The sequence below is a fragment of the Aquamicrobium sp. LC103 genome, assembly GCF_001014615.2.
Lineage (GTDB): Bacteria > Pseudomonadota > Alphaproteobacteria > Rhizobiales > Rhizobiaceae > LBCQ02.
In genome coordinates, this window is record NZ_LBCQ02000003.1 from 214,229 (window position 1) to 233,858 (window position 19,630).

Sequence of the window (19,630 nt, forward strand, 5' to 3'; positions counted from 1 at the left end):
AGCGGGCATCCGAGAGAAGAATGCGCATGCCGGCGCTTGGTTTCGTAACGTTGAATTACGCACTGTTACAGGGACTTCCGACATGGGACGCGACTTACTCGTTGCTCCCGGGTCCATTCCTGCCTAACACGTAGGAAACTGGAAAAAGAGGGGAGACGAGCGCGATGACGGGCAGGTGGGATTTCTGGATCGATCGCGGCGGCACCTTCACCGACGTCATCGGCCGGGATCCCGACGGCGGCCTGCATCCGCTGAAGCTTCTTTCCGAGAATCCCGAAGCCTACCGCGATGCCGCGATCGAGGGCATCCGCACCCTGCTCGGCGTCGAGCCCGGCGAGCCGGTCCCCTCGCAGCGCATCGGCGACATCAAGATGGGCACGACAGTTGCCACCAACGCGCTCCTGGAGCGCAAGGGCGACCGGGTGCTGCTCCTCGTTACCAGGGGGTTTCGCGATGCGCTGCGCATCGCCTACCAGGCGCGGCCCGACATCTTCGCCAAGGAGATCGTCCTGCCCGAACAGCTCTACGAGCGTGTCGTCGAGGTCGACGAGCGCGTGCGGGCCGACGGCACGGTGGAAGCCGCTCCCGACATGGACGCCGTGAACCGTGAGATCGCCAGGGCGCGTGCCGACGGCATCGACGCCGTAGCCATCGTCTTCATGCATGCCTGGAAATATCCGCGACATGAGGAAATGGTGGCAAGGCTTTGCGAGGATTCCGGTTTCTCGCAGATCTCGGTCTCGAACCGTGTCTCGCCGCTGGTCAAGCTCGTCGGGCGCGGCGACACCACGGTGGTTGACGCCTATCTTTCGCCCATCCTGTCGCGATATGTGCGCCAGGTGGCGGGGGAGCTGGGCGTTCTGCCTCAACGGGCGGAGCCAGGCGAGCGCCCGGCCGTGAGCCCAAGATTGATGTTCATGATGTCCTCCGGCGGTTTGACCGCGGCGGAGATGTTCCAGGGCAAGGACGCGATCTTGTCCGGTCCCGCCGGCGGCGTGGTCGGCATGGTGGAGACGGCGCGGCTCGCCGGCTTCGACAAGGTCATCGGCTTCGACATGGGAGGCACCTCGACCGACGTCACCCATTACGATGGCGATTACGAGCGCGCCTTCGACACCGAGGTCGCCGGCGTGCGCATCCGCGCGCCGATGATGCGCATCCACACGGTGGCGGCCGGCGGCGGCTCGGTGCTCCACTACGAGGCCGGACGCTTCCAGGCGGGCCCGGATTCGGCCGGCGCCAATCCCGGCCCCGCCTGCTACCGGCGCGGCGGCCCCCTCGCCGTCACCGACGCCAATGTCATGCTCGGCAAGCTCCAGCCGGATTTCTTCCCGGCGATCTTCGGCCCGAACCAGGATCAGCCGCTGGACGGGCAGATCGTGCGCGACCGCTTCGTAGAGATGGCGGCGGAGATCGGCGACGGCCGCGATCCCGAGGCGGTGGCCGAGGGCTTCGTCACCATTGCCGTCGAGAACATGGCCAACGCCATCAAGAAGATCTCCGTGCAGCGCGGCTACGACGTCACCGAATATCTGCTCAACTGCTTCGGCGGCGCCGGCGGCCAGCACGCCTGCCTCGTCGCCGACGCGCTCGGCATGGAGGCGGTGCTGGTGCATCCCTTCTCCGGCCTGCTCTCGGCCTACGGTATCGGGCTTTCGGCCATCTTCGCCTCGCGCCAGCAGGCACTGCTGAAACCGTTCGTCGAGGCGTCCCGCGAGGAGATCGAGGGCACCCTGGCCGATTTGCGCGAGGCGGTCGCGGCCGAACTCGCCGCGCAGGGCGTCACCGGCGAGCATATCGGCTGGAAACCCGTGCTGCAGATCCGCTACGATGGAACCGACACCGCGCTGCCCGTCAACTTCGAGGCACGCTCGATCGACACGGCGAGGGCCGATTTCGAGGCCGCCCACAAGGCGCAGTTCGGCTTCGTCTACGAGAACAAGCCGATCGTGGTGGAATCGGTGAGTCTCGAGGGTTCCGACATCCGCAACACGGGCCGCGACGAGGCCGACCGCGACACCACCGCCGGCGAAACCGCGCCGTCGCAGGCCCGCAAGGTCTATTTCGACGGCGAATGGCGCGACACCGGCATCTTCCGCCGCGAGGAGCTTGCGCCCGGCAACCGCATCGCCGGCCCCGCCCTCCTCATCGAGAGCCATCAGACCATCGTGATCGAGCCCGGCTGGCAGGCCGAGATCACCGCCAAGAACCACGTCCTCCTGCGCCGTTTCGAGAAGAAGCGCCGGCAGGCCGCGCTTGGCACGGAGGCTGATCCGGTCATGCTGGAGGTCTTCAACAACCTCTTCATGTCGATCGCCGAGCAGATGGGCGTGACGTTGCAGAACACCGCCTATTCGGTCAACATCAAGGAGCGGCTCGATTTCTCCTGCGCCGTGTTCGACCACGAGGGCGCGCTGGTGGCGAACGCACCGCACATGCCCGTCCATCTCGGTTCCATGGACCGTTCCGTCGAGACGATCATCCGCCTCAACCGCGGCGACATCCATCCCGGCGACGTCTTCGCGCTCAACGCGCCCTACAATGGCGGCACGCACCTGCCGGACATCACAGTGGTGACGCCGGTGTTCGAGGAGATAAGGCCGACCGCCCCCTCCACCGCCTTGCGTGGTGGAGGGGGCACGAGCGAACCCCGCATTCTCTTCTGGGTCGCCTCGCGCGGCCATCATGCCGATGTCGGCGGCACGGCACCGGGCTCGATGACGCCGCTGGCGACCACGGTCGACGAGGAGGGCGTGCTCTTCGACAATTTCCGCCTGGTCGAGCGCGGGCGCTTTCGCGAGAAGGAGCTCCACCGGCTCCTTACCGACCACCCCTACCCCGCCCGAAATCCACAGCAGAACATCGCCGACCTCAAGGCGCAGATCGCCGCCAACGAGAAGGGCGTGGCGGAACTCCGGAAGATGGTCGCCCATTTCGGGCTTCCCGTGGTCGAGGCCTATATGGGCCACGTCCAGGACAATGCTGCCGAGAGCGTGCGCCGCGTGCTGGAGCGCCTGCCGGACGAATCCTCATACGAATATCCGACCGATACGGGCCAGGTGATCAAGGTGAGGATCACCGTCGACCGCGAGAAGCGCGCGGCGACCGTCGACTTCACCGGCACCTCGCCGGTGATGAAGAACAATTTCAATGCCCCCGAACCCGTCGCCCGCGCGGCCGTTCTCTATGCCTTCCGCGTGATGGTCGAGAACAACATCCCGATGAATGCCGGCTGCCTGCGACCTATAAACATCATCATCCCCGAGGGCTGCATGCTGCGGCCGTCCTATCCGGCGGCCGTGGTGGCCGGCAATGTCGAGACCTCGCAGCACGTCACCAATGCCATGTTCGGCGCGATGGGCGCGATGGCCAACGCCCAGGGCACGATGAACAACCTGACCTTCGGCAACGCGACCTATCAATACTACGAGACGATCTGTTCCGGTTCGCCGGCCGGCAGGATGAACGACGGCAGGGGCTTTGCGGGCACCTCGGGCGTGCACACCCACATGACGAATTCGCGTCTCACCGACCCGGAAATTCTCGAACTGCGCTTTCCCGTCCTGCTCGAGGATTTCCACATTCGCCAGGGCTCGGGCGGCAAGGGCAGGTGGAACGCCGGCGACGGCACGCGGCGCACGATCCGCTTCCTGGAAAAGATGGAATGCGCGATCCTCTCCTCCCATCGCTCGCATCCGCCGCGCGGGCTGGAAGATGGCGGCGACGGTCAGGCGGGGACGACGCGGGTGCGCCGCCTCGACGGCAGCGTCGAGAGCCTCGAGGCCTGCGACCAGACGGTTCTCGAAGCGGGCGAGGCCGTGATCGTCACCACGCCGACCGCGGGCGCCGTCGGCAAGGCCTGACCCCTCTCAAATCCGCGCAACAATCGGGTGGCGCGGGCGCGCACGAGGCCGTAATGTGCCCGCGAACTCGTTTTTCGCGGGGAACCTCCATGACCGAAATCGCCGCCGCGGCGCCCGCCGCGCGCACCATGTCCGCGAGGGAATGGGGATTGCTCCTGCTCCTTGGCGCCATCTGGGGCGGATCGTTCTTCTTCGCCCGCGTGGCGGTGGCGGAAATTCCGCCGCTCAACCTCGTCCTCTTCCGCGTGGCGATCGCCGCCATCACCCTGCATCTCTACCTCGCGATGCGGGGGCCATCCTTCCGGCTGGCCTTTCCGATGGCGGGAAGCTTCTTCGTACTCGCCCTTCTCAACAACATCATTCCCTTCAGCCTGATGTTCGCCGGCCAGACCGAGCTCGGCGCCGGCCTCGCCTCGGTGCTGAACGCGACCACGCCGTTCTGGACGATGATTTTCGCCAACATCCTCACCACGGACGAAAAGCTCACCTGGAACAAGCTGGCCGGCGTCGCGCTGGGCATCGCGGGAACGGCGGTGATGATCGGTCCCGGCCTTCTCGCCGGCATCGGCGGACCGGTATGGGCGAAATTCGCGCTGCTCGGAATGGCTTTCTCCTATGCCTTCGCCTTCATCTACGCGCGGCGGTTCCGCTCGCTTCCGCCACCGGTCGTGGCGACGGGCCAGCTTACCGCCTCCACCATCATCATGATCCCGGTGATCTTGTTCTGGCATGGCCTGCCCGGCCTTTTCACGGCGAGCGCGCATGTCTGGGCAGCGGTGTTCGCACTCGCCATGATTGCAACCGCCTATGGCTACATCATCTATTTTCAACTGATTCGCTCGGCCGGTATCACCAATGCCTCGCTGGTGACGCTCATCGTGCCGGTGAGCGCGATCATTCTCGGAGCGCTTTTCCTCGGCGAAAGGCTGGAAACCTTCGAATTTCTGGGAATGGGCCTGATCGCGGCCGGCCTGCTGACCATCGACGGGCGGCTCTTCAGGCGTCGCGGGCAAATCGTTTGAAAAGAAGCGCCCTTTCATTCCTTTCAGGCGCTGCCGGCCGAGATGCGGCGGGCGTTATGACACAATTTATTCACAAGCCCGCCACGTTTGTTTTTCCTGCAAAAACAAAAACTAGCGGGCAAAAATAGGTCGCTTTTCCTATAGCGGTGTCGCAATGCAGCACATTTTGGCCTTGCCAGTTACCGAAACTGCCTTAGACTCCGCCGATAGTCTGAAGAGGAGACTACGCCATGGGACTTACACGGCCGATCAATGCCATAATAATTTGCGCTGCGTTTACCTTTATCGGCGCCCTGATAATGGGACTGATTGCCTGACCGGGGACCACCCAACCATCCCATGAACGAGGAAGAAATCACGAAAAGGCCGGATCAACATCCGGCCTTTTTCATTTTCAGGCGGCCGCGGACGTCGCAGCCACCGCGATCTCCGGACGGGCCCCGATCATATGGCAGATCGCATAGGCGAGATCGGCGCGGTTCATCGTGTAGAAATGGAACTCGCCGAGGCCGCGCTCGATGAGATCGTGCACCTGCTCGGCGGCGATCGCGGCTGCAACCAAGGCGTGCGTCTGGGGGTCCTTGTCGAGCCCGTCGAAGCGCTCCGCGATCCAGGCGGGAATGTGGGCACCGCAACGCGAGGAGAAATTCGCCACCTGCTTGAAATTGTGGATCGGCAGCACGCCCGGCACGATCGGCACGTAGATGCCGGCACGGCGGACCCGCTCGACATAGCGTTCGTAGAGATCGTTGTCGAAGAAGAACTGGGTGATCGCCCGTGTCGCGCCGTTGTCGACCTTGCGCTTCAGCATGTCGATGTCGGTGGCGAAATCCGCGCTCTCCGGATGCTTTTCCGGATAGGCGGAAACCGAAACCTCGAAATCCCCTGCCCGCCTGATGGCGCCGACCAGATCGGCGCCGTTCGAATAGCCGTCAGGATGCGGGCGGTATTTCGCGCCGACGCCGGCGGCGGGATCGCCGCGCAGCGCCACGAAGCGCGTCACGCCCATGTCGGCGAACTGGCGGATCACCTCGTCCACATCGCCGCGCGTGGCGTCGACGCAGGTCATGTGAGCGGCCGGCCGCAGCGAACTCTCCGTGAGGATGCGCGAGATCGTCCGCGCCGTGCGCTCACGCGTCGAGCCGCCGGCGCCGTAGGTCACCGAAACGTAATGCGGCGAAAGCGGCTCCAGCTTGGTGACGGTGTCCCACAGGCGGCCTTCCATCTCGTCGGATTTCGGCGGGAAGAACTCGAAGGATACCTTGATCCGATCACCGAGGTCGGAGCGGCGGGAAAGACGGGGGTCGGCCATCAGGCAATTTCCCTTGTGGTTGCATTGTCTTGAACGGGATCAGCGATCAGCAGGCGCCGATCCCTGGCGATCCAGAGCTTCACCGTGAGCCCCGAACTGGCTTCCGGTGCGAAGGAGCGTTCGCCTTCGAGGTCGAGAGCCGCTTCATCGAGCCATTCGCCGATCTGCCGGTCGGAGAAGCCCATGCGCACATGCGCATGCTCCTCGCGCAGGAACTCCAGCGCATGCGGAGCGAAATCGACGATCACGAGCCGCCCGGAGGGCCGCAGGAGGCGCGCGGCCTCCTTGATCGCCTCGCCCGGCTCGTCGAGATAGTGAAGCACCTGGTGCATCGTCACGAGATCGTAGGAGTCGCGCTCGACCGGCGGGGCATAGAGATCGCCCTGGCGCACCTGCGCATGGGCGATACCGGCATTGTCGAGATTGGCGCGCGCCACCGAGAGCATCTCGCGCGAAAGGTCGATGCCGACGCCGCGCCGATAGAGTGGCGCGAAGACCTCAAGGAGCCGGCCGGTGCCGGTGCCAAGGTCGAGCATGGATTGGAACGGCCGCTCGCCGACGAGTTCTCTGAGCGCAGTCTCCACCGCGCCGTCCGGCACGTGCAGCGAGCGTATCTGGTCCCAGCTTGCCGCATTGGCGCGGAAATAGTCGGACGCCTTCTCCTGCCGCTTGCGCTTGACCGCGGCGAGGCGCTCTAGATCGCGTTCCACCACGGCGTCCGCCCGGTCGATGCGTGCGATCACACCGTTGAGGAACTCCAGGGCCGCATCGCTGTCGGAAAGGCGGAAATAGGCCCACGAACCCTCCTGGTAGCGCTCGATGAGTTGCGCTTCCATCAGCAGCTTCAGATGACGCGAGACACGCGGCTGCGACTGGTTGAGGATCTCGGTCAGGTCGGTGACCGTCAGGTCGCCGCGCGACAGGAGCACCAATATCCTGAGACGGCTGGATTCGGCAGCCGCCTTCAAGGTATCAACCATGGTGTTCAAACCGATCGGGGAGCGTGTCAGCATTCCAATCTCCGAAAAGACATAAAGATATCTTTATATTGTTTTGACCTGACTTGCAACCGGCATGTCGCGTTCGAACAAGAAAATGACGTTGAGCTTATGCACATGTCCGACAAGCGCGAAGGCGAGATTGAACTTGGTTTCGACCCGGCCACCCTTTCCGGCGACGGGCGGGTGGTCTTCATCGGCCGCGTCTGCTCGCCGTGGAAGGACCGCGAGACCTGCCCGAAGAACATGGCCGCCGCGCGCGAGACGGGCGAACCCGCGACCGTCGAGATCCATGCGCCCTACCGTCGGGGCCTTGCCGGCCTCGAAGCCGTCAGCCACGTCGCCCTGCTCACATGGCTCGACCGCGCCCCGCGCGACCTCGTCGTCCAGAAGCCCCGTCACGCCGAGAGCCCGCGCGGCGTATTCGCGCTGCGCTCGCCGGCACGCCCCAATCCGATCGGCCTGCATGTCGCGAGGCTGACGGGCGTCGACGTCGAGGCGGGCCTGCTGCGCCTCGAGGCGATCGACGTGCTCGACGCCACGCCCGTCGTCGACGTCAAGCCTTACTACGCCTCCACCGATTCCGTTCCCGACGCGGTGACCGGCAAGAAGCGATGACGAAGCCTTCCACCAACCGCCAGCGGGCGATCGCCAAATCGCTGACAGCGCTCCTGCCGCTGGCGCCCTACGCCGACACGGAGAAGATCCGCGAGATGGCAAGCGCGCGCAAGATGCGCGAGCTGCCGGCCTCGATCGCCGTCTGGATCGCGACAGTCACCCACGTGCGCCATGAGCACACCGGCTACGACGCGCTGCTCGATGAAGGCTACGACCGCGACGCCGCCCGCTTCTTTGTCGTGGGCGAGATCAACGAGACGCTGACCCGCTGGCGCGCCACCCGTCTGCTCGACCCGGACGACGAGGACGAATAGGCGGTCCCGTCCCTCCGGTGGCCCCATGATCTGCCCGCCTTGGGATATGGTGCGATCCACGGCGCCCGGACAGCATCGCGCGAAAGTGAGGGAGGATGGAGAATGGACCGGCAAGAACGCACCCTGCCCGCGCTCGGCACCCGCCATGTCGACCCGCATGCCTATCCGAGTGGCGTCGCCTATCTCGACGGACAGTTCCTGCCGATGTCGGAGGCCAAGATTTCCGTCCTGGACTGGGGCTTTCTCCACTCCGACGCCACCTATGACACGGTGCATGTATGGGACGGCCGCTTCTTCCGCCTCGACCTGCATATCGACCGCTTCTTCGGCGGCCTGGAGCGCCTGCGGATGACGTTGCCCTTCGGCCGCGAGCGGCTGGAGGAGATCCTGCACGACTGCGTCGCGCTTTCCGGTCACCGCTCGGCCTATGTGGAGATGCTGTGCACGCGCGGCGCCTCGCCCACCTTCAGCCGCGACCCGCGCGACGCGGTGAACCGCTTCATGGCGTTCGCCGTGCCCTTCGGCTCCGTCGCCGACGCCGAACAGCTCGAACGCGGGCTGCATGTCGCTATAAGCGGCCGCGTGCGCATTCCGCCGTCCTCGATCGATCCCGCGATCAAGAACTACCACTGGCTCGACCTGGTGCGCGGTCTCTATGACGCCTATGACCGTGGCGCCGAGACCGCCCTGCTGGTCGATGCCGACGGCAATGTCGCGGAAGGCCCGGGCTTCAACGTCTTTGCGGTACAAAAAGGCCGGCTGACGACGCCGGCAAGCGGCGTGTTGCCGGGCATCACGCGGCGCAGCGTCTTCGACCTTTGCGCCGAGGAAGATATCGAGGCGGTCGCCGCCGATCTCCCGGTGGCGGCCCTGAGGAGCGCCGACGAGGTGTTCATCACTTCCACCGCCGGCGGCATCATGCCCGTGACCGCCGTCGACGGCGCGCCAGTGGCCGACGGCGAGGTCGGCCCGGTCACGCGGCGCCTGAAGGACCTCTATTGGACCAAGCACAAGGACCCGGCATGGTCGAGCCCGGTGCGGTACGGCTGAGCGCCGCTTGTCGGCTAACGCCACATCTGGTTTTCCTTGAGTGCCAGCCAGCTTTGAAGGGCTAAGGCACGACATGGCGGAAAGCACCGAACCCTATCGCCATTACCACAAGGACGGCAGCCTTTGGGCCGTCGGGCAGCTCCGCGACGGCCAGGCCGAAGGCTACTGGGAATGGTTCCGCAAGGACGGGACCAAGCTTTGCTCCGGCCATTTCCGCGGCGGCGTCCAGGTCGGCGAATGGACGACATACGACGGAACCGGCAAGGTCCATAAGGTCACGGTGATGAAGGAGAAATCGGCGTCGAAGGCGAAATAGCGGCGACCTATGTCCGATAGATCCACTGCTCCGGAACGCGCACCGAGATCGCCTCGCCGGTCGTGATGCGCCCCGGCTTCTCCACCCACGCCACCAGCCCGCGCAGCCGCTTGGCGGCCTTCGGGAAAAGCAGCGCGCCGGCCTCGGCATCGGCCATGCCCGCGTTCTCGGCGATGGAACGGCCGGCGATGCGGCAGGGCCCGTTCTGCGCGTCGATCTTCAGCGTCACGCCATTCTCGAAGAACATCATCGTGCCCGCCGGCAGCATCGAAAGGCGAGGCACACCCTCGACGACCAGATTGGCGCCGATCCATTCCGGCCTGATCTCGGCGATCTCCATGCGTCGCGCGACGATCGCGAGCTCATCGGCCGCGACGATCGACAATTGCCGCTCGTTGCGCATCTCCGTGCCGCGCGGATACCAGGGCTCGCGTCCGCCGGAGCGGCGTGTGTGGCCGGCGTGGAAATCGCCAGCGATTCCCTCGAACGAAAGCTCCAGCGCGTCGATCGCACATGTCTCGAAACGGTCCGACGGCGCCGTATAGGCACCCGTCACCCGCGCCGCCAGCTTGCGGGCGGGCAGGATTTCGATGTCGGCTTCGAGCGCGCTCAGCAGATCGACCATGTTCTCGTCCTCGTTCTCGGTCGATGAGAAATGCCGGGGAAACGCGCTTCGAGTCCAGCCAAAAAGCCTGATCGTTCGATGAGCGGCGCTTATCGATGCGGGATACCTCAACCCGGCCCGCTGCACGAGCCACCTCGCCCTGTCGGGAAAGAAGCGGAAGTCGACATCGTCGCCGTATTCTTCACCCCGTCGGGGAGAAGGTGGCCGCGAAGCGGCCGGATGAGGGGGAACAACGCCAGTCTCCATCAAGGGCCCGGAAAACAGGCTGCGACGACGCGCTTCCGCGCCCTCACATCATCCTGAGCAGCGCGCCGCCGATCGAATAGCCGGCGCCGAAGGCGCAGAGCAGGCCGTGGTCGCCGGCCTTCATGTCCTTGTGGTTCTCGTAGAGCGCGACGATCGCGCCGGCGGCCGCCGTGTTGCCGAGTCGGTCCAGCACCATCGGAGCCCGGTCGTGGCCGACATCGACGCCGCCGAAGGACAGTTTCAGGATCATCGCGTTCATGCGCGCATTGGCCTGGTGCAGCCAGAAGCGGCGCATGCTCTCCGGCGTATGGCCGTGCTCGGCCAGGAAATCGACGATGAAGCGATGACCGGCGACGGTCACTTCCTTGAAGACCTTGTTGCCCTGCTGCTTGATCAGGTTGCCCTCGGCCGGCACCGAGCTCGTGTCCTCCTGCGCTGCCCGATTCAGATAGGAGAAGTTGGAGCGGATGTTGTTGGAGAACTGCGTCCAGCTCCGCGTGTCCACCACCTCGAAGCGGCCGGGCCGTTCGTCGCCCTCCTCGATCGCCTCGACCAACAGCGCGGTCGCCGCATCGCCGAAGATGAAATGCGTCTGGCGGTCGCGGAAATTGAGATGCGCGGTGATCAGTTCCGGTGTGATCACCAGCACGCGCCTGTGGGCGCCCGAGCGCACAAGATGATAGGCGACATGCAGCCCTGCGACGGCCGAGGAGCAGCCGAGGCTCATGTCGAAGGCGGCGCCGCCCGTGCCGAGCTCCTTCTGGATCTCGATGGCGATCGCCGGATAGAGCCGCTGCAGATGCGAGCCGGCGCAGATCACCATGTCGACCTCGCCGGGCGGCACGCGCGCGTCGAGCAGCGCCTTGCGCCCCGCCTTGGCGCCGAACTCCGCGGTTACCGAGAGGTCGTCGTCGTCGCGCGCCGGAATGTAGGGCGCCATCCTATCCGGATCGAGAATGCCCTTCGGTGTGTGGACATGGCGCGAGCGGATGCCCGAGGCATGCTCGATGAAGCTTGCGCTGGAAAACGACAGTGGCTCGAGACCTTCGCGCTCGCGCTGCTGGTTTTCCTGACCCACCCAGAGATTGAAGCTTTCGACGAGCTCTTCGTTGGAGATCGAGCTCTCGGGAATTTCGATCCCCATCCCGCTGATGATGACGCGATGCATACTAAACTTGTCCCGTGCGCACCCTACACGATCTGCTTGCGCACGCTGGCAGAAACGCGGTTTTCCCGACGGCAATCTTGCAGCGCGGCAGTTTACGTCAGCTTAATCCGGCTGGCAAAGCCAACCGTTTCACGCCCTTTGTGCCACCATGAACAATCTCGGGAAACGCAGGAGAACCTTGCCGTTCGCGGCCGGCGGATAGGCCTTGGCGATCTTCGCCGTGTAGCTTTCGAGAAACGCCTCCCTCTCCGCCTCGTCGAGCGGGTCGAGGAACGGCCGAAGTCCGGTCGATTTCACCCATTCCACGATTGCTTCCGCGCCGGCGAGCGGATGATTGTAGAAGGTGTGCCAGACGTCGAGCGTGCGCGCCCGCGGCGACAGGAGGTCGTAATAGGCGGCGACGGGCGGCAGCGGCGCGCGGCTGGCCCCGGCCAGCTTCGCGGCGAAAGCCGTTTCGGCCGCCGTCTCGCGCATCAGCACATGCGAGGGCTCGCCGATATTGTCAGGCATCTGCACCGCGAGGAACCCGCCCGGCGAAAGCATGCCGAGCAGGCGAGACAGGATTGCGCGATGGTTCGGCAGCCATTGCAGCACCGCGTTGGCGAAGATGACGTCGACCGGCCCGTCCGGTTCCCAGGCCGCGACGTCCGCGACCGCGAAATCCAGGTCCGGCAGGCGCCGCCGCGCCTCCTCGATCATCGCCGGCGAGCTGTCGATGCCGCCAACCTTCGCCCGCGGCCAGCGCGCGGCGAGCAGTTCCGTCGAATTGCCTGGCCCGCAACCGATGTCGACCACATGGGCCGGATCGCCGAGCCGCACCTGCGCCAGCAGATCGCGGGCCGGACGGGTCCGCTCGTCCTCGAATTTCAGATATTGGGATGCGGACCAGTCTTCCATCGCCTACTCGCTTCGCCTCTACCTACCGCGTCAGCCTCTTATACGTCACCCGCTTGGGGTTGACGCTGTCGGGGCCGAGGCGGCGGATCTTGTCCTGCTCGTAATCCTCGAAATTGCCCTCGAACCATTCGACATGGCTGTCGCCCTCGAAGGCGAGGATGTGGGTCGCGAGGCGGTCGAGGAACATGCGGTCGTGGCTGATGATGACCGCGCAGCCGGCGAAGTTCTCCAGCGCGTCTTCCAGTGCCGCCAGCGTCTCGGTGTCGAGGTCGTTGGTGGGCTCGTCGAGCAGGATGACGTTGCCGCCGCTTTTCAGCATCTTGGCGAGATGCACGCGGTTGCGCTGGCCGCCCGAGAGATTGCCGACCTTCTGCTGCTGGTCGCCGCCCTTGAAGTTGAAGGCGCCGCAATAGGCGCGCGAGTTCATCTCGAACCTGCCGAGCTTGATGATGTCGTTGCCGCCCGAGATCTCCTCCCAGACCGTCTTGTTCGGATCGAGATGGTCGCGGCTTTGGTCGACATAGCCGAGATCGACCGTGTCGCCGACGCGGATTTCGCCGGCATCCGGCTTTTCCTGACCGGTGATCATCTTGAACAGCGTCGACTTGCCGGCGCCGTTCGGCCCGATCACGCCGACGATGCCGCCCGGCGGCAGCTTGAATTCGAGGTCCTCGATCAGCATGCGATCGCCGAAGCCCTTGGTGAGACCATCCGCCTCGATGACGACCTGGCCGAGCCGCTCGCCGACCGGGATGATGATCTGCGCATCGCCGGGGCGGCGGTCGTTCGCCGCCTGAACCAGTTCGTCATAGGCCTTGATGCGCGCCTTCGACTTGGCCTGCCGAGCCTTGGGGCTCGATGCGATCCATTCGCGCTCGCGCGCAAGCGCCTTCTGGCGCGCCCCTTCCTCGCGCTCCTCCTGCCCCATCCGCTTGGCCTTGGCTTCCAGATAGGCGGAATAATTGCCCTCGTAGGGAATGCCGCGGCCGCGGTCTAGCTCGAGAATCCAGCCTGTCACATTGTCGAGGAAGTAGCGATCGTGAGTGATGATCAGCACCGCGCCCGGATATTCGCGCAGGTGCTTTTCAAGCCACGCGGTCGTCTCCGCGTCGAGATGGTTGGTCGGCTCGTCGAGCAGCAGGAGGTCGGGCTGGCGCAGAAGGAGCTGGCAGAGCGCCACGCGGCGCTTCTCGCCGCCCGAAAGCTTGGTGACGTCGGCGTCGCCGGGCGGGCAGCGCAGCGCCTCCATCGCCATCTCCACCTGGCTGTCGAGGTCCCACAGGTTTTGGCTGTCGATCTGGTCCTGCAGCTTGGCGGCCTCGTCGGCGGTCTCGTCGCTGTAGTCCATCATCAATTCGTTGTAACGATCGAGGATCGCCTTCTTCGCCGCCACGCCTTCCATGACGTTGCCGAGCACGTCGAGCGCCGGGTCGAGCTCCGGCTCCTGCGGCAGATAGCCGACGGTCGCGCCTTCCGCGAGCCAGGCCTCGCCGGTGAATTCCTTGTCGAGGCCGGCCATGATCTTGAGCACGGTCGACTTGCCGGCGCCGTTCGGACCGAGAATGCCGATCTTGGCGTCGGGATAGAATGAAATATGGACGTTCTCCAGCACCTTCTTGGCGCCGAAGGATTTGTTGAGGCCGGACATGTGATAGATGAACTGGCGTGCCATGGCGCGCGTCGAACTCCGTTGCTCGTGTTCGGGAAATCGAAAGTCGAGGCGTATGTAGGCGAATCCGCCGCCGAGGGCAATGCATCGGCGCGCCCTGCCACGCATCAGGTCGGCTCGAAAATACCCTCCTCAAGCGCCCGGATGCACATTCCCGCATCGCCGGCCTGCGGAAAATAGCGGGAAGCGAGCAGGTCGGTTTCACCGCGCCATCGCAATGACCTGCGCCGAAACCGTTGATCGGATTGAACTTCGCGTCGCGATTTTTATCCGACGCGGGTCGGCGGCGATCAAACAATCGCCATTGTCTTTGCGCAATCCCGTCCGCGTGACACGGGGACAGTTTCAGCGTTCGTTCGGATTCATCGCGCTCGCCTTCGGCGGCGCGCTGCTCGCCGCCTGCCAGTCGGGCGGCGAGAGCGGGCTTGCCGGCGTTTCCGCGGGGGCAACCGCCCCGATGGCCGGGCCGATGCAATGCGCCGTTCCGCTGCCCGGCGGCCCGCCGCCCAGGCCGGATCGGCTGCGCAATTTCGGCACCACGGCCGCCTGGAACGCCGGGAGAGGCGTCGGTCGGACGGTCATCACCGGAACCGGCGTAGCGGTCGGCGGACCGGCTGGCGGCATCGTCGCGGGCGGCTTCGCGGCGCGGACCATCCGCTCCGGCTACGACTTGCGCGGTGGCGCCTGGACGATCATCGACGGCGCGCCAGACTGCGGTTGCTCCGTCACCTTCCAGGCCTCCGCCTGGGCCGCCGGCAGCCCGGAAAAAGGCCGCGTCTCGTCGAAGGGTTGCGGCAATCCGCTGCTTGCGACGATGAACGACTGGCGGCTCGACGAGACGATGACCGGCTACGACGCCGAGCTTCTGATCTATGCCGCCGACGGCGACCGGATCGCCGTCCTGAAGCGCGAGGATGCCGATTATTATTCCGGCACGCTTTCCGACGGCACGCCGATCACGCTCTGGCGATAGCCGCCGACCCTCGCGATTTTTGCATGGCCGCCCTGCATGCGGCGCGATTGTTGGCGCGCCGGACTTCCACTAGCGTCGCCCCGACGAGATCGCTGAAGGAGGAGCAGCGAGACACGGGGAACCAAGACGATGAACGACATGTCGGTCGGCCGGTCCGCGACGGCTGCCAGACCCGCCGCGGAGCTTCGGACGACGAAGGTCGGGCTCGTCATGTTCGCGCTTGCCATGGGCGGCTTCGCGATCGGCACCACCGAATTCGCGGCCATGAGCCTCCTGCCCTATTTCTCCGCCGGGCTCGGCGTGGACGAGCCGACCGCGGCCCATGCGATCAGCGCCTACGCGCTCGGCGTCGTCGTCGGCGCGCCGCTGATTGCCGTCCTCTCCGCGCGCCTTTCGCGGCGAACCCTGCTCATGGGCCTGATGGCGGTGTTCGGCCTCGCCAACTGCCTGAGCGCGCTTTCGCCTTCCTATCCGTGGATGCTCCTCTTCCGCTTCATGAGCGGCCTGCCGCACGGCGCCTATTTCGGCGTCGCGGCACTCGTCGCCGCCTCGCTGGTGCCTTCCAACAAGCGCACCCAGGCGGTCGCGCGGGTCATGCTCGGCCTGACGATCGCGACGATCATCGGCGTGCCGATGGCGACATGGCTCGGCCAGGCGATGGGCTGGCGCTGGGGCTTCGCCGTCACCGGCCTGCTCGCGCTCCTCACATTCGCGCTGATCGCGGCCTTCGCGCCGAGGGACCGGCCGATGCCCGACGCAAGCCCGCTGCGCGAGCTCGACGCGCTGAAAAACCGTCAGGTCTGGCTCACCTTGGCGACGGGCGCGATCGGCTTCGGCGGCATGTTCGCCGTCTATTCCTACACCGCCTCGACCCTGCTCACGGTGACGCAGGTCTCGCCCGCTCTGGTGCCGGTGGTCATCGCCGTCTTCGGCGTAGGCCTCACCCTCGGCACGCTCGCGGCCGCCTGGGCCGCCGACAAGGCGCTGATGCAGACGGCGGCCGGCCTGCTGATTGCAAGCGCGGTGGTGCTCGCGAGCTATCCATTCGCCGCAACCAATATCTGGGCGATCAGCCTGGTGATCTTTCTCGTCGGCTTCACCGGCAGCCTCGGCACCGTGCTGCAGACGCGGCTGATGGACGTGGCGCGCAACGGACAGACGCTGGCCGCCGCCCTCAACCACAGCGCCTTCAACACCGCCAACGCGCTCGGTCCGTGGCTCGCCGGCATCGCCATCACCATGGGCTACGGCTTCCCGTCGTCGGGCTGGGTCGGCTGCGCGCTCGCCCTTATCGGCCTCTGCATCTGGCTCGTCGCCTGGTGGGACGCACGCGGAAGCGCCTGAGCTAAGTTCCGGCCGCTCAGCCGTTCGTCAGCGCATGGATATTGCCGTCCGGATCGGCGAACCATGCGGTCTTGATCTCGCCGAACACGTAGACGTCGCCCTGCCGGTTCTCCGCCGGGATGTCGTCATAGTGCTCGAAGACGACGCCCCGCTGGGCAAGCGCCGCAGCGATCTCCGTAATGTCCTCGCCCAGATTCCACGTCGCGCACGTCGCCTTGTTGGTGCCGGCATGCGGCGATTCGTAGACGAACAGCACCGACCGGCCGCATTGGTAGCCGACCATCTGCGGCTCGGGATCGCGGGCCGGCGTCAGTCCCAGCGCCTCCTCGTAGAATTTGCGCGACCTCTTCAGGTCGCGTACCGGCACCGTTGCCATCGCTTCCTTGGTTTTCAGCATCGTTTTCTCCTTGGATCGCATCGTCGATCCCTTTTTCGCACCCCGTTCAAACGACGAACCGACGAGGCCTGTTTCGACACACGGCGCATTTTTTTCGCGTTCGAAGGCGGCGTTGGCCAAAACGTTCGGCGGATTGACGCCTGGCGGCTTGCCAAAGCGCGTTCCGGTCCATAAGCGGAGAACCCTGATCAAGTTGAACCCATCCGGCCGCCTCGTCGGGAGACCCCATGCAGTCCACATCCCGGCCAGACAACCGCGCTTGGCCAAAGCTCCTTTCCAAATATCGCCAGCCCGACCGTGTTCGCAGCACGTTCGAACTGATCGTCACCATCGTCCCGTTCGCCGCCTTGTGGGCGCTCTGCTGGGCCGCCGTCCATTTCGAGGTCTGGTGGGGGCTGGTTCTGATCCTGCCCGCGGCCGGCTTTCTGCTGCGCCTGTTCATGATCCAGCATGATTGCGGCCACGGCTCGTTTTTCGCGCACCGGACCGCCGACGACTGGACCGGACGCGCGATCGGCGTGCTGACATTGACGCCCTACGACTACTGGCGCCGCTCCCACGCCGCGCATCACGCCTCGACGGGCAATCTCGACGAACGCGGCATCGGCGACATCACGACGCTGACCGTGGCCGAGTATGAGGCGCTGTCGGGCTGGGGCCGGCTTGGCTACCGTCTCTACCGGCATCCCGTGGTGACGTTCGGCATCGGTCCGGTATGGCTATTCATCTTCAAGCAGCGGCTGCCTTTCGGCATGATGAAAGCCGGCGCGCGGCCCTGGATATCGACCATGACCACCAATCTGGCGATCGCGGTGCTCGCGACCGGACTGATCTGGCTGGTCGGCCTCGGACCCTTCCTGGCAATCCACCTGCCGATCGTCATCCTGGCGGGAGCCGCCGGGATCTGGCTTTTCTACGTCCAGCACCAGTTCGAGGAGACCCACTGGTCGCAAGGCTCCGACTGGCAGTTCCAGGAAGCGGCCCTGCACGGCTCTTCCCACTACGACCTGCCGCCGGTTCTGCGGTGGCTGACCGGCAACATCGGCATCCATCACGTTCACCACCTTTCCAGCAGGGTGCCGTGCTACCGCTTGCCGGAAGTCCTGCGCGACTTCCCCGAGCTCGCCGGGATCGGCCGCATCACCATCGCCGACAGCCTGCGCTGCGTGAAACTGGTGCTGTGGGACGAAAACCGGGGGCGGCTCGTATCGTTCCGCGAGGCGCGAACGGCCAGTTAGCCGTTCGCCATCTGGCTGCGATGCGCCCAGCCGGTCATGCGCATCTCGATCCACGCCATCAGCGCGTACATGACGATGCCCTCCACGGCGAGCATGATGAGGCCGGCCCACACCAGCGGCACGTTGAACTGGCTCTGCGCGGCGAGCATCATGTGGCCGAGCCCGGAATTGGCCGCTACGGTCTCGGCGATGATCGAACCGACGAAGGCGAGCGTGATCGCGATCTTCAGCGAGCCGAAGAAATAAGGCATCGAGCGCGGAATGCCGACCTTCAGCATGATGTCCATCTTCCTGGCGCCGAGTGCGCGCAGCACGTCCTCCATCTCGGGCTCGATGGTGGCAAGGCCGGTCGCCACGTTCACCACGATTGGAAAGAAGGCGATGAGGAAGGCGGTGAGCACCGCCGGCACGGTGCCGATGCCGAACCAGATGACGAGGATGGGCACGATCGCCACCTTGGGGATGGCGTTGAAGCCGACCATCAGCGGGTAGAGCCCGGCATAGATGAAGCGCGACCAGCCGACGAGGATGCCGAGCGCCAGCCCGCCCACCACCGCCAGTATGAAGCCGAGCGTGGTCGTATAGAGCGTCTGCAGCGAATTCTTCCAGATCGCCGGCCAGAACTGGACGATCGCCTCGGCGATGCGCGTTGGCGCGGGCAGGATGAATTGCGGCAGCGCGAAGATCCGCACCGCCAGTTCCCAGATCACGAACAGCGCGACCGTGTAGAGCCACGGCGCGGCCTTGATCCAGTCGAAGCCTTTCGACGGCGTGCTCATGCCGCCTTCCTCGCATCGGCGATGTTGCCGCGCAGTTCGTGGACGATGTCGTTGAAATCGCTCTCGTAGAGGATTTCGAGGTCACGCGGACGGGCGAAGGGCACCGTCTGCTCCTTGATGATGCGGCCGGGACGCGCGCTCATGACGAAGATGCGGTCGGCGAGGAAGACCGCCTCGCGCAGGTCGTGGGTCACCAGGACGATGGTGACGCCCTGCGCGGCATGGAGGTCGCGGATGACGCACCACAATTCCTCGCGGGTGAAGGAATCGAGCGCCCCGAACGGCTCGTCCAGCATCAGGAGGTCGGGCTCGTGGATCAGCGCCCGGCAGAGATTGGCGCGCTGCTGCATGCCGCCCGAAAGCTGCCACGGAAACTTCTGTCCGAATCCCTTCAGGCCGACGGTTTCCAGGAGCCTCTCCGCCTTGGCGACATATTCGGCCTTGTTGCGGCGCAGGCGGTGACGGTGCTTGTCGACCACTTCGAGCGGCAGGAGAATGTTGTCGAGCGTCGTACGCCAGGGCAGCATGGTCGGGTTCTGAAAGGCCATGCCGACGATGGAAACGGGCTTGGTCACCCGTTCGCCGGCGACGGTGACGACGCCCCGCTGCGGGATATGGAGCCCGGTGACGAGCTTCATCAGCGTGGATTTGCCGCAGCCGGAAGGTCCGACGACGGCCGCGAACTCCCCCTTCCCGACGGAAAGGTTGAGCCCCTGCACGGCAAGCAGGCCTTCCGGCCCGCCGTAGCGCATGTCCACATTGTCGATGGTGACGAGGGATTGGGGCATGAATTGCGCGCTG

18 protein-coding genes are annotated in these 19,630 nt (G+C 65.4%); 9 read left to right on the plus strand and 9 right to left on the minus strand.

The genetic code is table 11. From position 1 onward, the window contains the following. Positions 1 to 164 precede the first annotated feature (164 nt). Both XW59_RS07400 and XW59_RS07405 read left to right on the plus strand, forming a co-directional pair. Positions 165 to 3,863 carry a hydantoinase B/oxoprolinase family protein gene (locus XW59_RS07400; RefSeq protein ID WP_047144138.1) on the plus strand — a complete coding sequence of 1,233 codons (3,699 nt, stop codon included), beginning with the start codon at positions 165 to 167 and terminating at the stop codon, positions 3,861 to 3,863. 89 nt (positions 3,864 to 3,952) lie between these two features. Then, positions 3,953 to 4,885, plus strand: a complete 933-nt coding sequence (locus XW59_RS07405; protein ID WP_047144137.1) for a DMT family transporter — start codon at positions 3,953 to 3,955, stop codon at positions 4,883 to 4,885. Between the two features lie 394 nt (positions 4,886 to 5,279). Here XW59_RS07405 and metF read toward each other — a convergent pair whose 3' ends face one another. Both metF and XW59_RS07415 read right to left on the minus strand, forming a co-directional pair. After that, complete coding sequence (gene metF, locus XW59_RS07410) at positions 5,280 to 6,197, minus strand: methylenetetrahydrofolate reductase [NAD(P)H] (RefSeq protein WP_047144136.1); 918 nt, start codon at positions 6,195 to 6,197, stop codon at positions 5,280 to 5,282. Then, a complete protein-coding gene (locus tag XW59_RS07415) occupies positions 6,197 to 7,210 on the minus strand; it encodes a metalloregulator ArsR/SmtB family transcription factor (RefSeq protein WP_047144135.1) in 1,014 nt (337 codons plus the stop codon). The genes metF and XW59_RS07415 overlap by 1 nt, the downstream gene beginning before the upstream one ends. 102 nt (positions 7,211 to 7,312) lie before the next feature. On the opposite strand from XW59_RS07415, the gene tsaA reads away from it, so the two are divergent. The 4 genes from tsaA (at position 7,313) to XW59_RS07435 (ending at position 9,493) form a co-directional block, all read left to right on the plus strand. Then, positions 7,313 to 7,813, plus strand: coding sequence for a tRNA (N6-threonylcarbamoyladenosine(37)-N6)-methyltransferase TrmO (gene tsaA, locus XW59_RS07420; RefSeq protein ID WP_047144511.1), 501 nt, complete (start codon positions 7,313 to 7,315; stop codon positions 7,811 to 7,813). Beyond that, positions 7,810 to 8,127 (plus strand): DUF2293 domain-containing protein, encoded by a 318-nt coding sequence (locus XW59_RS07425; RefSeq protein WP_047144134.1) that lies wholly within the window; start codon positions 7,810 to 7,812, stop codon positions 8,125 to 8,127. The genes tsaA and XW59_RS07425 overlap by 4 nt, the downstream gene beginning before the upstream one ends. 102 nt (positions 8,128 to 8,229) lie before the next feature. Beyond that, on the plus strand, positions 8,230 to 9,177 hold the full coding sequence (locus tag XW59_RS07430; protein WP_047144133.1) for an aminotransferase class IV: 948 nt from the start codon (positions 8,230 to 8,232) through the stop codon (positions 9,175 to 9,177). Positions 9,178 to 9,250: 73 nt separating this feature from the next. Beyond that, complete coding sequence (locus XW59_RS07435) at positions 9,251 to 9,493, plus strand: hypothetical protein (RefSeq protein WP_047144132.1); 243 nt, start codon at positions 9,251 to 9,253, stop codon at positions 9,491 to 9,493. 7 nt (positions 9,494 to 9,500) lie between these two features. Here the strand turns inward: XW59_RS07435 and XW59_RS07440 are convergent, their stop codons facing one another. The 4 genes from XW59_RS07440 to ettA form a co-directional block, all read right to left on the minus strand. Beyond that, positions 9,501 to 10,118 carry an MOSC domain-containing protein gene (locus XW59_RS07440; RefSeq protein WP_047144131.1) on the minus strand — a complete coding sequence of 206 codons (618 nt, stop codon included), beginning with the start codon at positions 10,116 to 10,118 and terminating at the stop codon, positions 9,501 to 9,503. Between the two features lie 289 nt (positions 10,119 to 10,407). Then, positions 10,408 to 11,532, minus strand: coding sequence for a beta-ketoacyl-ACP synthase III (locus XW59_RS07445; protein ID WP_047144130.1), 1,125 nt, complete (start codon positions 11,530 to 11,532; stop codon positions 10,408 to 10,410). 129 nt (positions 11,533 to 11,661) lie between these two features. Next, entirely contained in the window at positions 11,662 to 12,429 is a 768-nt protein-coding gene (gene tam, locus XW59_RS07450; RefSeq protein ID WP_047144129.1) for a trans-aconitate 2-methyltransferase, read from the minus strand. 22 nt (positions 12,430 to 12,451) lie between these two features. Continuing rightward, positions 12,452 to 14,101, minus strand: coding sequence for an energy-dependent translational throttle protein EttA (gene ettA, locus XW59_RS07455; RefSeq protein ID WP_047144510.1), 1,650 nt, complete (start codon positions 14,099 to 14,101; stop codon positions 12,452 to 12,454). Positions 14,102 to 14,426: 325 nt separating this feature from the next. On the opposite strand from ettA, the gene XW59_RS07460 reads away from it, so the two are divergent. Then, the gene (locus XW59_RS07460; RefSeq protein ID WP_170990107.1) at positions 14,427 to 15,071 is read left to right on the plus strand and encodes an AprI/Inh family metalloprotease inhibitor; all 645 of its coding nucleotides are present in this window, start codon (positions 14,427 to 14,429) and stop codon (positions 15,069 to 15,071) included. A gap of 138 nt (positions 15,072 to 15,209) precedes the next feature. Continuing rightward, complete coding sequence (locus XW59_RS07465) at positions 15,210 to 16,415, plus strand: MFS transporter (RefSeq protein WP_082137483.1); 1,206 nt, start codon at positions 15,210 to 15,212, stop codon at positions 16,413 to 16,415. A gap of 16 nt (positions 16,416 to 16,431) precedes the next feature. On the opposite strand, the gene XW59_RS07470 is transcribed toward XW59_RS07465, so the two are convergent. After that, positions 16,432 to 16,812 carry a VOC family protein gene (locus tag XW59_RS07470; protein WP_047144508.1) on the minus strand — a complete coding sequence of 127 codons (381 nt, stop codon included), beginning with the start codon at positions 16,810 to 16,812 and terminating at the stop codon, positions 16,432 to 16,434. Positions 16,813 to 17,039: 227 nt separating this feature from the next. On the opposite strand from XW59_RS07470, the gene XW59_RS07475 reads away from it, so the two are divergent. Next, entirely contained in the window at positions 17,040 to 18,050 is a 1,011-nt protein-coding gene (locus tag XW59_RS07475) for a fatty acid desaturase (protein ID WP_047144127.1), read from the plus strand. Here XW59_RS07475 and XW59_RS07480 read toward each other — a convergent pair. Both XW59_RS07480 and XW59_RS07485 read right to left on the minus strand, forming a co-directional pair. After that, positions 18,047 to 18,829: an ABC transporter permease gene (locus tag XW59_RS07480; RefSeq protein ID WP_047144126.1), complete on the minus strand. Its 783-nt coding sequence runs from the start codon at positions 18,827 to 18,829 to the stop codon at positions 18,047 to 18,049. The two genes, XW59_RS07475 and XW59_RS07480, sit on opposite strands and share 4 nt — an antisense overlap. Beyond that, positions 18,826 to 19,617, minus strand: a complete 792-nt coding sequence (locus XW59_RS07485) for an ABC transporter ATP-binding protein (RefSeq protein ID WP_246666024.1) — start codon at positions 19,615 to 19,617, stop codon at positions 18,826 to 18,828. Before XW59_RS07485 ends, XW59_RS07480 begins: the two co-directional genes overlap by 4 nt. Between the last annotated feature and the right edge of the window lie 13 nt (positions 19,618 to 19,630).

Coding starts and splice junctions, on each gene's coding strand:
- tsaA (WP_047144511.1), top strand. CDS start 7,313: ATGTCCGACAAGCGCGAAGGCGAGATTGAACTTGGTTTCGACCCGGCC.
- XW59_RS07465 (WP_082137483.1), top strand. CDS start 15,210: ATGTCGGTCGGCCGGTCCGCGACGGCTGCCAGACCCGCCGCGGAGCTT.
- tam (WP_047144129.1), bottom strand. CDS start 12,429: ATGGAAGACTGGTCCGCATCCCAATATCTGAAATTCGAGGACGAGCGG.
- XW59_RS07485 (WP_246666024.1), bottom strand. CDS start 19,617: ATGCCCCAATCCCTCGTCACCATCGACAATGTGGACATGCGCTACGGC.
- ettA (WP_047144510.1), bottom strand. CDS start 14,101: ATGGCACGCCAGTTCATCTATCACATGTCCGGCCTCAACAAATCCTTC.
- XW59_RS07475 (WP_047144127.1), top strand. CDS start 17,040: ATGCAGTCCACATCCCGGCCAGACAACCGCGCTTGGCCAAAGCTCCTT.
- XW59_RS07470 (WP_047144508.1), bottom strand. CDS start 16,812: ATGCTGAAAACCAAGGAAGCGATGGCAACGGTGCCGGTACGCGACCTG.
- XW59_RS07445 (WP_047144130.1), bottom strand. CDS start 11,532: ATGCATCGCGTCATCATCAGCGGGATGGGGATCGAAATTCCCGAGAGC.
- metF (WP_047144136.1), bottom strand. CDS start 6,197: ATGGCCGACCCCCGTCTTTCCCGCCGCTCCGACCTCGGTGATCGGATC.
- XW59_RS07440 (WP_047144131.1), bottom strand. CDS start 10,118: ATGGTCGATCTGCTGAGCGCGCTCGAAGCCGACATCGAAATCCTGCCC.
- XW59_RS07430 (WP_047144133.1), top strand. CDS start 8,230: ATGGACCGGCAAGAACGCACCCTGCCCGCGCTCGGCACCCGCCATGTC.
- XW59_RS07480 (WP_047144126.1), bottom strand. CDS start 18,829: ATGAGCACGCCGTCGAAAGGCTTCGACTGGATCAAGGCCGCGCCGTGG.
- XW59_RS07415 (WP_047144135.1), bottom strand. CDS start 7,210: ATGCTGACACGCTCCCCGATCGGTTTGAACACCATGGTTGATACCTTG.
- XW59_RS07405 (WP_047144137.1), top strand. CDS start 3,953: ATGACCGAAATCGCCGCCGCGGCGCCCGCCGCGCGCACCATGTCCGCG.
- XW59_RS07425 (WP_047144134.1), top strand. CDS start 7,810: ATGACGAAGCCTTCCACCAACCGCCAGCGGGCGATCGCCAAATCGCTG.
- XW59_RS07435 (WP_047144132.1), top strand. CDS start 9,251: ATGGCGGAAAGCACCGAACCCTATCGCCATTACCACAAGGACGGCAGC.
- XW59_RS07400 (WP_047144138.1), top strand. CDS start 165: ATGACGGGCAGGTGGGATTTCTGGATCGATCGCGGCGGCACCTTCACC.